The sequence below is a fragment of the Streptomyces sp. NBC_01016 genome (genome assembly GCF_026341035.1).
GTDB lineage: Bacteria > Actinomycetota > Actinomycetes > Streptomycetales > Streptomycetaceae > Streptomyces.
Genome location: NZ_JAPEOQ010000001.1, coordinates 440,752 through 452,769 on the forward strand (window position 1 = coordinate 440,752; position 12,018 = coordinate 452,769).

Sequence of the window (12,018 nt, forward strand, 5' to 3'; positions counted from 1 at the left end):
CGCAACGAAGCGAGATCTACATGCTGTCCCCCACAACAACCCTGGCCGAGGGGCTCCGGCTGCCCACCAATGGCCTCGACTACGCGATCATGGCGATCTACTTCGTCGTGGTGCTGGGCATCGGCTTCGCCGCTCGCCGGTCCGTGAAGACCAGCCTGGACTTCTTCCTCTCCGGACGCTCCCTGCCCGCCTGGGTCACCGGTCTCGCGTTCGTCGCCGCGAACCTGGGCGCCACCGAGCTCCTCGGCATGGCGGCCAACGGGGCGCAGTACGGGCTCTACACGGTGCACTGGTACTGGATCGGCGCCATCCCCGCCATGGTCTTCCTCGGCCTGGTGATGATGCCCTTCTACTACTCGTCGAAGGTGCGCTCGGTCCCTGAGTTCCTGCTGCACCGCTTCGGCCCCTCGTCCCACCTGCTCTCCTCGATCATCTTCGCCGTCTCCTCGGTGCTGATCGCGGGTGTCAACCTGTACGCGATGGCCCTGGTGCTCCAGGCGCTGCTCGGCTGGCCGCAGTGGCTGGCGATCGTCATCGCGGGCCTCTTCGTCCTCGCGTACATCACGATCGGCGGGCTCTCCTCGGCGATCTACAACGAGGTCCTGCAGTTCTTCGTCATCCTCGCCGCGCTCATCCCGCTGACCATCGTCGGCCTCAAGCGCGTCGGCGGCTGGGACGGCATATCCGACTCGCTGTCCAGCTCGCACGGTGATTCGTTCATGACGGCCTGGCAGGGCACGGGCATCGGCGACGCCAACCCGCTCGGCGCCAACTGGCTGACCATCGTGCTCGGCCTCGGCTTCGTGATGAGCTTCGGCTACTGGACGACGAACTTCGCCGAGGTGCAGCGCGCGCTGTCCGCGAAGAACCTCTCCGCCGCCAAGCGCACCCCGCTGATCGCCGCGTTCCCGAAGATCCTCATCCCGATGGTCGTCGTGATCCCCGGTCTGATCGCCCTGGTCATGGAGCCGTCCATCGGCAAGTCCGCGGACGGCCTGCAGTACAACGACGCCATCCCGGTCCTCATGCGCGACCTGCTGCCCAACGGTGTCCTCGGCATCGCGGTGACGGGCCTGCTCGCCGCCTTCATGGCGGGCATGGCGGCCAACGTCTCGTCCTTCAACACGGTGTTCACCAACGACATCTGGGCCGCGTACATCAAGAAGGGCCAGAGCGACCGGTACTACCTCGGGACGGGTCGCGTCGTCACCGCCGTCGGCGTCGTGATCGGCATGGGCACCGCGTTCATCGCGGGCAGCTTCAGCAACATCATGAACTACCTGCAGACGCTGTTCTCGTTCTTCAACGTCCCGCTGTTCGTGGTCTTCATCATCGGCATGTTCTGGAAGCGGACGACGCCGGCGGCGGGCTTCTGGGGGCTGCTGTCCGGAACCGTGGCCGCGATGGTGAACTACTTCTACTTCTACAAGCAGGGCGTCATCGAGATCCCCTCGGACCAGGGCGCCAACTTCGTCTCCTCGATCGTCGCCTTCGTGGTCGGCGCCGTGGTGATGTTCGTGGTCACGCTCTGCACCAAGTCCAAGCCCGCCGAGGAGCTGGCCGGTCTCGTGTACGGCACGAAGTCGCCGGGCATGGAGGAGCCGCCGGCCGAGGGTGACGACGCCTGGTACCGCAAGCCGGCCCTGCTGGGCTGGGGAGCGATCGTCCTCGCCGTCATCTGCTACATCCCGTTCTCCTTCTGAGGTCCGAGGTAACACGACATGAGCGACGAAATGAACCAGCACGTCGAGGAAGTGAAGGAGCTTGAGGCCAAGTCGGCGACGGCGGCCCGCCTCTTCGACGTGCGACGCATCATCGGCGGCCTCTTCGTGGTGTACGGCGTGATCGTCACGATCGCCGGCCTCACGGCGTCCGACGCCGACCTCAAGAAGGCCCAGGACATCAACATCAACCTGTGGACCGGCATCGGCATGCTGCTCCTCGGAGTGTTCTTCCTGGTCTGGATGAAGCTGCGCCCCACGGAGCCGCCGACGACGGAAGAACTGGCGGAGGCGTCCGAGTAGCGCCACCGGACTGTGACGTCTGACTACGGGAATCCCGTAGTCAGACGTCACAGTCGGTCGCTCCAGCAACGCACAAGGCCCGTTCCGCCTGAGCGGAACGGGCCTTGGACTTCTGGAGCGCCGGGCAGGCCTTGCACCTGCATTTCCCCGCAGGAAGCGGGGCGTCTTTCCTTGGACCACCAACGCATGGTCACCCGCCGCGAGTTGCGGCGACCAACAAGATCAACTGTAGCTCAGGACTCGGGTTCTGGCGAGCCCACCGGGCCCGCCCGGTCCAGCAGGCCCGTCCGCGCGGCCAGCGCCGCCGCCTCCAGGCGGGAGCCGACGCCCAGCTTCATCAGGACGCGCTGGACGTGCGTACGGGCCGTGGACGGGGCGATGCCCATGCCCGCCGCGATCAGCCGGGTGTCCTCGCCGTCCGCGACCCGCACCAGGACCTCGACCTCGCGCGGTGTGAGCATCTGGAGCAACCGCTGCCCCTCGTCGTCCGGTTGGGCCGCCGGGTTGAGCAACTCCGCGAACGCGCCCTGGAGCAGGGCGGGGGCCACCGCGGCCTCCCCCGCCCGCGCCTTCATGAGGGCGCGCTCGACGCCCTCTATGCGCTCGTCGTGCCGTACGTAACCGGAGGCGCCGGCGGCGAAGGCCGACGCGATGCCTCTTGGCGAGGGGACGGGGCCGAGAACCACCACCGCCACCTGCGGGCGCTCGCGTTTGATGCGGATCACCGGGTCGAAGGTGCCGGGTTCCGCGGGGGTCGCCGTGCCCAGCAGGCAGACCTCCGGCGCCCGCGAGATGACCAGATCCGCCGCGCCGGCCGCAGGCGCGGCCGCCGCGAGCACCCGGTGCCCGCGCAGCTTCAGGGCCGAGGCCAACGCCTCGGCCAGCAATCGGTGGTCGTCGACCACCATCAGCCGCACTCCCATCGGGCCAACCCCCCAATCCACCCCGGGTGTCCCCGCGAACCCCCGGGCCCCCCAAGGACAGGCGAGCCCCCCGACTCCCCGTCCTCCTTCATCCCCCGGAAGCTACACGCTTGTTCGAGGATGCGCGCCCCCTACCGGCCAGAAGCGGCCCTCAATGCTGAAATCCAGTGCATTGAGGGATGTTTGGGAGTACAGGAACGCAAAGCCAGCGCCAAGAAGCTTTCGCTCAGGGCGACTTCGCGACCATTTTCATCCGGTACCGAAACCGACCGCCGTGTACCGTTGGCCGCCGTCCGCGTAGGGCTCACCGATCAAGGGCTGACCGAGGAACAATCTCCCCTTGGAATAGTGGAGTTCGGAATTCGATCGGCCCGGCGCCATGCCGCCGATCATGTTCCGGACGGCGGGCGTGGCAGGCGTTTCCACCAGGGTCGACTGCTTCATGGTCCCGGGGTCGATCGTCACGATCTGGCTGCCCTTCTTGGCTGCCCCCGTCTTGAACGCCAGGATGTTTCCGCCGTCCATGCGCACCGGGAAGATGTCGTGGTGGTCGCCGCCCGTGACGCGGTCGCCCGTGCGTTTCCCGGTCTCCAGGGAGTACGACACGATCTCGTTGGCCGGCCCCGATCCGCTGTCGGTCTCCTGCGACCGGGTCGCGAAATAGATCCGCCCATTTCCGACGGTGATCTTCGCGCAGCCCTCGGTCTTTCCGACCTCACAGGCGAAGTCGTACTTCTTGGCGTCGATGGAGATCTTGCTCGCGAGCCTTCCGCGGCTGTCCAGGGCGAATACGTCGGTGATGGTGCCCGCCGTGTCGGCGCCGTTTCCCACGCCGAAGACGACCGGCTTGGTGGACAGGACCTTTACGTCGGCAAGGCCCTTGGCGAGCTTGTAGGACCACCGGGGCTGGCCCGTCACCGGGTCCAGGAGCTGGACGTCGTACGTCGCGTGGCCGTACGTACCGCACTTGCGGACCGTCACCAGCTGGGCGCCTCCGTGGTAGCCGACGTCCTGGCACTCCCCGGTGTCGGGCTGCCACAGGATGTTGCCCGACTTGATGTCGAAGGCGGCGCCGCCGTCGAGACCGCCGCCCGCCGCGAGCGTGTTGCCCGAGAGGGAGAGCTCCTCGAAGATCCGCCGGTTCGAGCCCTGGCCCAGGCTCTGCGTCCAGAGCTTGTGCCCCGTGTTGACGTCGAAGACCGTGATCTGGCTGCACGGCTTGTGGTCGCCGTTCGCGGGCCGCTCGCTCGCCTCGCTGACCACGGCCGCCAGCGCGTCGTCGGTGACGGTGTCCGTCCCCGCGCACGTCTGCCCCGACAGCGGGAGCGTCCAGGTCTTCCTGCCGCTCGCGGCGTCGTACCCGACGATCTGGTTCAAGCCCGCCTTGGCGTACGTCCTGTCGGTCAGCCAGGAGCCCTGGACGCTGTCCACCTGCCGCTTCGCCACCTTCGGCGCGGGCAGCCGCAGCGTCACCTTCGCCGACGGGTCGGCCGGGGCCTGCTCCGCCCCGGAACCACCGAAGCCGTCGCCGCTCTTGTCGCCGCCGGAGCCCGTGGCGCCCACGCCGGGGTCGTCGCCCGACGTCGTGGCGTAGAGGAAGCCGCCGCCGACGATGAGCGCGATGGCCACGACCGCGGCGCCTATGACGAGCGCGATCGGCGGCACCTTTTTACGGGTGGGGGGCTGCGGGTGGCCGTACTGGGACTGCTCGTACTGGGCCTGGTCGTACTGGGCCCGCTCGTACGGCTGTTGCCTCACGGGCGGGAGCGGTGTGCGCAGGGTGCCGTAACCGGGGGTGGTGTACGGCGATATGGGCGGTGGGGCGCCGAATTCGCCCTGCGGGGACGGGGGTTCGTTCGGCGGGCGGGGTGGGGGTGGCTGGGTCATGACCTGGGTACCTCGGGGACGTTGAGTTTCGGCAAGGCCAGTCGCCGTGGGCCGGATCGCACGTTCTCGTTCCGGCGGCCCTTTTCTATCACTCGCGCCTGTCACTCGCGGCCGACAGGCAACGGGCCGATCCTTCCCCGTACCCAGGGGAGGACCGGCCCACGGTGTGCCTGGGCCCTGTCTGGCTCAGGCGTCCTCGGCGAGCTCCAACCAGCGCATCTCCAACTCCTCGCGCTGCGCGACCAGATCACGCAGTTCCGCGTCGAGCTTCGCGACCTTCCCGAAGTCGGTGGCGTTGTCGGCGATCTGCGCGTGCAGCTTGGTCTCCTTCTCGGAGATCTTGTCCATCTGCCGCTCGACCTTCTGGAGTTCCTTCTTCGCGGCGCGTACATCTTTAGAAGACCCAGTGGCCGCGGAGGGCCCCGCCTTCTCGGCCGCGGCCGGTGCGGCCGCGGGGGCGGGCGACGCGGCCTCGATCATCCGCTGCCTGCGCTCCAGGTACTCGTCCACGCCGCGCGGCAGCATCCGCAGGGTGGCGTCGCCGAGCAGGGCGTACGTGTTGTCGGTGGTGCGCTCCAGGAAGAACCGGTCGTGGGAGATCACGACCATCGAGCCCGGCCATCCGTCGAGCAGGTCCTCGAGCTGGGTGAGGGTCTCGATGTCGAGGTCGTTCGTCGGCTCGTCGAGGAAGAGGACGTTCGGCTCGTCCATCAGGAGGCGCAGGATCTGAAGGCGGCGGCGTTCGCCACCGGACAGGTCGCCGACCGGCGTCCACTGCTTGTCCTTCGCGAAGCCGAACTGCTCGCACAGCTGGCCCGCGGTCATCTCGCGGCCCTTGCCGAGGTCGACGCGGTCGCGGATCTGCTGGACGGCCTCCAACACCCGCAGCGTGGCGGGGAGTTCGGTCACGTCCTGCGAGAGATAGGCGAGGCGGACCGTCTTGCCGACGGCGATCTTTCCGGCGGCCGGCTGTACGTCGCCCTCGCTGCGGGCGGCCTCGTCGAGGGCGCGCAGCAGGGACGTCTTGCCCGCGCCGTTCACGCCGACCAGGCCGACGCGGTCGCCGGGGCCGAGCTGCCAGGTCAGGTGCTTGAGCAGCACCTTCGGGCCGGCCTGGACGGTGACGTCCTCGACGTCGAAGACCGTCTTGCCGAGGCGGGCGTTCGCGAACTTCATCAGCTCGCTCTTGTCACGCGGCTCCGGGACGTCCGCGATCAGCTCATTGGCCGCCTCGATGCGGTAGCGCGGCTTGGAGGTGCGGGCGGGGGCGCCGCGGCGCAGCCAGGCCAGCTCCTTGCGCATCAGGTTCTGCCGCTTGCTCTCCTCGGTCGCGGCGATCCGCTCACGCTCGGCGCGCGCGAACACGTAGTCCGAGTAGCCGCCCTCGTACTCGTAGACGTCGCCCTTCTGCACGTCCCACATGCGGGTGCAGACCTGGTCGAGGAACCAGCGGTCGTGCGTGACGCAGACGAGGGCGGAGCGGCGGGCCCGCAGGTGCTGGGCGAGCCAGGCGATGCCCTCGACGTCGAGGTGGTTCGTCGGCTCGTCGAGGACGATCAGGTCCTGCTCGGCGATGAGCAGCTGGGCGAGCGCGATACGGCGCCGCTCGCCGCCGGAGAGCGGGCCGATCACGGTGTCGAGTCCCTGCGGGAAGCCCGGCAGGTCGAGCCCGCCGAACAGCCCCGTGAGTACGTCGCGGATCTTGGCGCTGCCCGCCCACTCGTGGTCGGCCATGTCGCCGATGACCTCGTGCCGGACGGTGGCCTTCGGGTCGAGCGAGTCGTGCTGGGTGAGTACGCCCAGGTGCAGGCCGCCGTTGTGGGTGACGCGTCCGGTGTCGGACTCCTCCAGCTTGGCGAGCATGCGGATGAGGGTGGTCTTGCCGTCTCCGTTGCGTCCCACGACGCCGATCCGGTCGCCTTCCTGTACGCCGAGGGAGACGCCGTCGAGGAGGGCACGGGTGCCGTAGACCTTCGAGACGTTCTCGACGTTGACCAGATTGACTGCCATTTCGCTCCGCTCCGGGGGGTGGGCCACGGGGGTGGGCCGGTCTTCAAGCGTAGTGGGGGTGCGGGAGTGCCTTTGCGGCGCGGGCCGCCGGGGTGCCGGTCACGGGGCGCTGCCGCGGACCTGGGCCGGTCCTACGCCGCGGGGCGCTGCCGCGGACCGCGGCCGGTCCTACGCCATGGGGCGCTGCCCCGGACCCCGGCCGGTCCCCACGCCACGGGGCGCTGCCCCGGACCCCCGCCGGTCCCCACGCCACGGGGCGCCGCCCCGGACCCCGCGCTGAAAGATCGGGGCTCCGCCCCGGGCCCCGCGCCTCAAACGCCGGCGGGGCTGGAAGGTCGGGGCTGCGCCCGGGCCCCGTGCCGAGTCAGAGGAGTGTCGCGCCCGGGGCCGGGGATGGGGCCACGCGGGCCGTGCGGCACACGCCCGCCTCCGCCAAGCCCGCGGCCACGCGTCGCGCAGAGGCCTCGTCCGCCGCCAGGAACGCCGTCGTCGGCCCCGAGCCGGAGACCAGCGCGGCCAGCGCCCCCGCCGACGTACCGGCGTCAAGCGTGTCCTTCAGGGACGGGAAGAGGGAGAGCGCCGCGGGCTGGAGGTCGTTCGTGACCGTGGCCGCGAGCGCCTCGACGTCGCCGGTGCGCAGCGCCTCCAGAAGGGCGGGCGCGGCGACGGGGTCGGGAGCGTCGGGGCTGAGGCGGTCGAACTCGCGGTAGACGGCCGGGGTCGACAGGCCGCCGTCCGCCGCCGCGAACACCCACCAGAACTCGCCCCCCACATCGAGGAGTTCGAGCTTCTCGCCCCGCCCCGTACCGAGCGCCGCCCCGCCGACCAGGCTGAACGGCACGTCGCTGCCCAACTCGGCGCAGATGTCGAGGAGTTCCTCGCGGGAGGCGTTCGTACCCCAGAGCGCGTCGCAGGCCACGAGCGCGCCCGCCGCGTCCGCGGAGCCGCCCGCCATGCCGCCGGCGACCGGGATGTCCTTGGCGATGTGGATACGGATGGTGGGTTCACCGAGGCCGTGCCGCGCCGCCAGGGCGTACGCGGCGCGCGCGGCCAGGTTCGTACGGTCCAGGGGGACCTGGTCGGAGCCGGGTCCCGTGCAGGTGAGTTCGAAGGCGTCCGCCTCCGACACCGTCACCTCGTCGTAGAGGCCCACGGCCAGGAACACGTTCGCCAGGTCGTGGAAGCCGTCGGGGCGGGCGCCGCCGACCGCGAGCTGGACGTTGACCTTGGCGGGTACGCGTACGGTCACCGACGTATCCGATGTCACTGCTGCTTGGCCTCCGCGATGCGGGCGAATTCGTGGACGGTGAGCGCCTCGCCGCGCGCCTGCGGGGAGACACCCGCGGCGACGAGGGCCTCCTCGGCGGCCTGCGCCGACCCCGCCCACCCGGCGAGCGCCGCGCGCAGCGTCTTGCGGCGCTGGGCGAAGGCGGCGTCGACGACCGCGAAGACCTCTTGCCTGGACGCGGTGGTGGGGATCGGCTCGGTGCGGCGTACGAGGGAGACGAGGCCGGAGTCGACGTTCGGGGCGGGCCAGAAGACGTTGCGGCCGATCCGGCCGGCGAGTTTGACCTCCGCGTACCAGTTGGCCTTCACGGACGGGACGCCGTAGACGCGGGAGCCGGGCCCGGCGGCGAGCCGGTCGGCGACCTCGGCCTGCACCATCACGAGGGTCCGCTCGATGGTCGGGAAGTTCTCCAGCATGTGGAGCAGGACGGGGACCGCGACGTTGTACGGGAGGTTCGCGACGAGGGCGGTGGGGGCCGGGCCGGGAAGCTCGGTGACCTGCATCGCGTCGATGTTGACGAGGTCGAAGGCGTCCTTCTTGGCCGGAAGGCGGGCCGCGATGGTGGCGGGCAGGGCCGCGGCCAGTACGTCGTCGATCTCCACGGCCGTGACGTGGCGGGCCGCTTCGAGGAGGGCGAGGGTGAGCGAGCCGAGGCCGGGTCCGACCTCCACGACGGCGTCGTCCTCGGTCACTTCCGCGGTGCGGACGATGCGGCGGACGGTGTTGGCGTCGATCACGAAGTTCTGGCCGCGCTGCTTGGTCGGCCGGACGTTCAGCGCCGCAGCGAGTTCGCGGATGTCCGCGGCGCCGAGGAGGGGGCCCTGGGGGTCACTGGTGCTCACCGTTCAAGGGTAGCTGTGCCGGGGTGGGGCCCTTCGCCCGTGTTGCGCGGCACCGGGGTCTTACCGTGCCGTGGTCGGCTCCTCCCGTCCTGGTTGCGCGGCACCGGTGCCTATCCGGCTGCGCCGATGCCCGCTCATCCCCCACCCGCCCGCCCCCTCCGAGGGCTTCGGCCCGTCCGGGCCCGGTCGCTGTGCCGGGGCGGAGCCCGCCGTAAGAGGTGCGCGGCACCGGGGTGCCGCCTTGCCCACCCTGCCGCCCCAGGCGGCGGATTGCCCAAGGCGGGTGCGGTTGACCGCAGGGGGTGGGGGACCGTCCCAGGCGGCGGATTGCCCAAGGCGGGTGCGGTCGACCGCAGGGGGTGGGGGACCGTCCCAGGCGGCGGATTGCCCAAGGCGGGTGCGGTCGACCGCAACGGGTGGGGGACCGTCCCAGGCGGCGGTTTGCCCAAGGCGGGTGCGGTTGACCGCAGGGGGTGGGGAGCCGTGGTTGCCGGCGGATCGCCCAAGGCGGTGGCGGCACCCCGTGCGGCCTACGCCCCCGGAGGGGGCGGGTGGGTGGGAAATGGGCGGGAGCCGGGCCATTGCCTGCGGGTGGGCAATTCAAGCCCCTGCGGCGCTTGAGCAGCGGGGTCCGGGGCGGAGCCCCGAGGCCGTAACCCCCGTGCCGCCACCGCTAGAGGCGCGCCCCGCAATGTGGCCAGGGGGAGGCCCCACGGCTGACGTAAAGCCTCTTCGCCCGGTACGTCTGCTCCGCGGCAGGCGCGTCCTGGGGGCGCCCCGAGCCGCCGAGGCTCTGCCACGTCTGCGTGTCGAACTGGTAGAGGCCCCCGTAGGTGCCGGTCGCGTCCGTGGCTCCCGGCCGGCCGCCCGACTCACACGCCGCGAGCCCGGACCAGTTGAGGGAGTCCGCCCCGGCCACGGACGTCGGCATCGGCTTCGTACCCACCCTGACCTGCTGCGTACGCGGCTCCCGCACGACCTCCTGCCGCACGCGCCGCGGCTTCCCCCGGACCCCGTTGACGGTCCGCACCGAGTACGTGACCCGCTTCATGCCGGGCTCACCGGCCTGCGTGACGACCTCCGTGCCCTGGAACTGCGAGGCGTCCTCCGTGCGCTCGGTCGCGTAGGGGATCGGTTCCTCGCGGACCTCCTTCTCCCCCGTCACCCGCATCACCGTGATGACCTGCCCATCGCGCGGGAAGCTGCTCTGCGGCACCGACGTGGTGTCCTGCCCGCGCAGCGTGACGCCCGCGTCCTCGACGGCCCCGCCCACGGTCGCCGCGTTCGTGCGGATGGTGCGGCGGTTGCCGTCGGCCATGATCGTGACGCTGCGTTCGGTGCGTACGTCGAGGTCGAGTCCGTGGCGGGCGATGCGCTGAGAGCGGGAGGCCGAGACGTAGGCGCCCTCCGCCCGCACCCCGAGCTGTCTGAGCGCCCCGTGCACGGTCCGCTCCGTCGTCCACACCTCGCGGCGCTGCCCGTCGAGGGTGAGCCTGACGGGGCGCCCGTACCGGACCGCTACCTCGTCCCCGCTGGCCAAATCGGCCGTCTCGCCGGGCGCCACGACGTCGTGGTCGCCGACGTCCACGCCCTCGTCGGCGAGGAGTTCGGTGACGTCGTCGGCGAAGGTGTGCAGAGTGCGCTCCTTGCCGTCGACGCTGAGGTGGATCGCCTTGTCGTCGGCGACGAAGGCGGACGTGCCGCCCGCGAGGAACGCGACGACCAGCGCCTGCGGCAGCAGCCTGCGCAGCGACTCGGGGCGCTGCGCCACCTTCTTGCGGCGCGCGGCACGCCGCGCGGCGGCCCGCCCGCCGGTCGGCGCGGCGGCAGGGGCGGGGGCGGAGGCGGAGGCGGAGGCGGGGACCTGGGTCCCCTCCTCGTAGGCCTCGTAGGCCTCGTAGGCCTCGTACGCCCCGTGCTCCCCATACGTCTCGTACCGCTCGTACGGCTCGTACGTCTCGTACCGCTCGTACGTCTCCTGCGGCGTAATGCTCACGACGACGCTCCAGGCCACTCACAGGTGTCCGGTCCCCGGTGAGGGGCGGATCGGGCCAGCAGAACCTAGCGGAGCGTCAGTCACTCTCCAAAGCACCCTGACTACTCTGCGTGGCTACTTTGCCCGAAGGTGAGCGGACGCGAGCGCCCGTGACCGTTATCGCTCAGTAATCGAAGGCACGCGCGGTGTTGGCGGAGACCGACGTCGCGAGGGCTTCCTCCGTGACGCCCTTGACCTCGGCCATGGCGCGCAGCGTGACCGGAATGAGATACGGGGCATTAGGCCGACCGCGGTACGGGGCGGGCGTGAGGAAGGGCGCGTCGGTCTCGACCAGGACCAGCTCCCGCGGGGCCACCGCGAGCGCGTCGCGCAGCGGCTGCGCGTTCTTGAACGTCACGTTTCCCGCGAACGACATGAAGTAGCCGTTCTCCGCGCAGATTTGGGCCATGTCCGCGTCGCCGGAGTAACAGTGGAAGACGGTGCGCTCGGGCGCGCCTTCCTCCTTCAGGACGCGTAGCACATCGGCGTGGGCCTCACGGTCGTGGATGACCAGCGCCTTGCCGTGCCGCTTGGCGATCTCGATGTGGGCGCGGAAGGAGCGCTCCTGTGCGGCCTTGCCCTCGGGGCCCGTACGGAAGTAGTCGAGACCGGTCTCGCCGACGCCCTTCACGTGCGGGAGGGCGGCGAGCCGGTCGATCTCGGCGAGGGCCTCGTCGAGCCCGGCGTCGCCCAGCGGCTCCCTCGCACCCTGCCGGGACCAGCCGTCCGGGTCGCCGTGCACGATGCGCGGCGCCTCGTTGGGGTGCAGGGCGACGGTCGCGTGCACGCGCGCATGCTCCTCGGCCACGGAGGCCGCCCACCGCGAGCCCGCGAGGTCGCAGCCCACCTGGACGACCGTGGTCACACCCACCGACGCCGCCTTGGCGAGGCCCTCCTCCACGGTGCCCTCCTGCATGTCCAGGTGGGTGTGGGAGTCGGCGACCTCGATCTCCAGGGGCGCTGGCAGCGGCGGCGGGGTGACGTCTTTGGTGCTGGGGCTCATGCCCCC

At 70.8% G+C, this 12,018-nt stretch carries 9 protein-coding genes; 2 read left to right on the forward strand and 7 right to left on the reverse strand.

What is annotated here, in order from left to right; all coding sequences use genetic code 11:
- Nucleotides 1-20: 20 nt before the first annotated feature.
- A complete protein-coding gene (locus tag OG746_RS02130) occupies nt 21-1,703 on the forward strand; it encodes a sodium:solute symporter family protein (protein WP_266711070.1) in 1,683 nt (560 codons plus the stop codon).
- 18 nt (nt 1,704-1,721) lie between these two features.
- Nucleotides 1,722-2,024: a hypothetical protein gene (locus OG746_RS02135; protein WP_443063095.1), complete on the forward strand. Its 303-nt coding sequence runs from the start codon at nt 1,722-1,724 to the stop codon at nt 2,022-2,024.
- Between the two features lie 233 nt (nt 2,025-2,257).
- Here the strand turns inward: OG746_RS02135 and OG746_RS02140 are convergent, their stop codons facing one another.
- The 7 genes from OG746_RS02140 to OG746_RS02170 all read right to left on the reverse strand — a co-directional run bounded on the left by OG746_RS02140 (nt 2,258) and on the right by OG746_RS02170 (nt 12,012).
- Nucleotides 2,258-2,947 carry a helix-turn-helix transcriptional regulator gene (locus tag OG746_RS02140; RefSeq protein WP_266711072.1) on the reverse strand — a complete coding sequence of 230 codons (690 nt, stop codon included), beginning with the start codon at nt 2,945-2,947 and terminating at the stop codon, nt 2,258-2,260.
- A 249-nt stretch (nt 2,948-3,196) separates the two neighbouring features.
- Nucleotides 3,197-4,834: a BamB-related PQQ repeat family beta-propellar protein gene (locus tag OG746_RS02145; protein WP_266711074.1), complete on the reverse strand. Its 1,638-nt coding sequence runs from the start codon at nt 4,832-4,834 to the stop codon at nt 3,197-3,199.
- A gap of 186 nt (nt 4,835-5,020) precedes the next feature.
- Nucleotides 5,021-6,844, reverse strand: a complete 1,824-nt coding sequence (locus tag OG746_RS02150; RefSeq protein WP_266711076.1) for an ABC-F family ATP-binding cassette domain-containing protein — start codon at nt 6,842-6,844, stop codon at nt 5,021-5,023.
- 364 nt (nt 6,845-7,208) lie between these two features.
- Nucleotides 7,209-8,111, reverse strand: a complete 903-nt coding sequence (locus OG746_RS02155) for a 4-(cytidine 5'-diphospho)-2-C-methyl-D-erythritol kinase (protein ID WP_266711078.1) — start codon at nt 8,109-8,111, stop codon at nt 7,209-7,211.
- A complete protein-coding gene (rsmA, locus tag OG746_RS02160; RefSeq protein WP_266711080.1) occupies nt 8,108-8,974 on the reverse strand; it encodes a 16S rRNA (adenine(1518)-N(6)/adenine(1519)-N(6))-dimethyltransferase RsmA in 867 nt (288 codons plus the stop codon). The genes OG746_RS02155 and rsmA overlap by 4 nt, the downstream gene beginning before the upstream one ends.
- Before the next feature lie 673 nt (nt 8,975-9,647).
- A complete protein-coding gene (locus OG746_RS02165) occupies nt 9,648-10,970 on the reverse strand; it encodes a resuscitation-promoting factor (RefSeq protein WP_266711082.1) in 1,323 nt (440 codons plus the stop codon).
- Between the two features lie 163 nt (nt 10,971-11,133).
- Entirely contained in the window at nt 11,134-12,012 is an 879-nt protein-coding gene (locus tag OG746_RS02170; RefSeq protein WP_266711084.1) for a TatD family hydrolase, read from the reverse strand.
- Nucleotides 12,013-12,018: the final 6 nt, after the last annotated feature.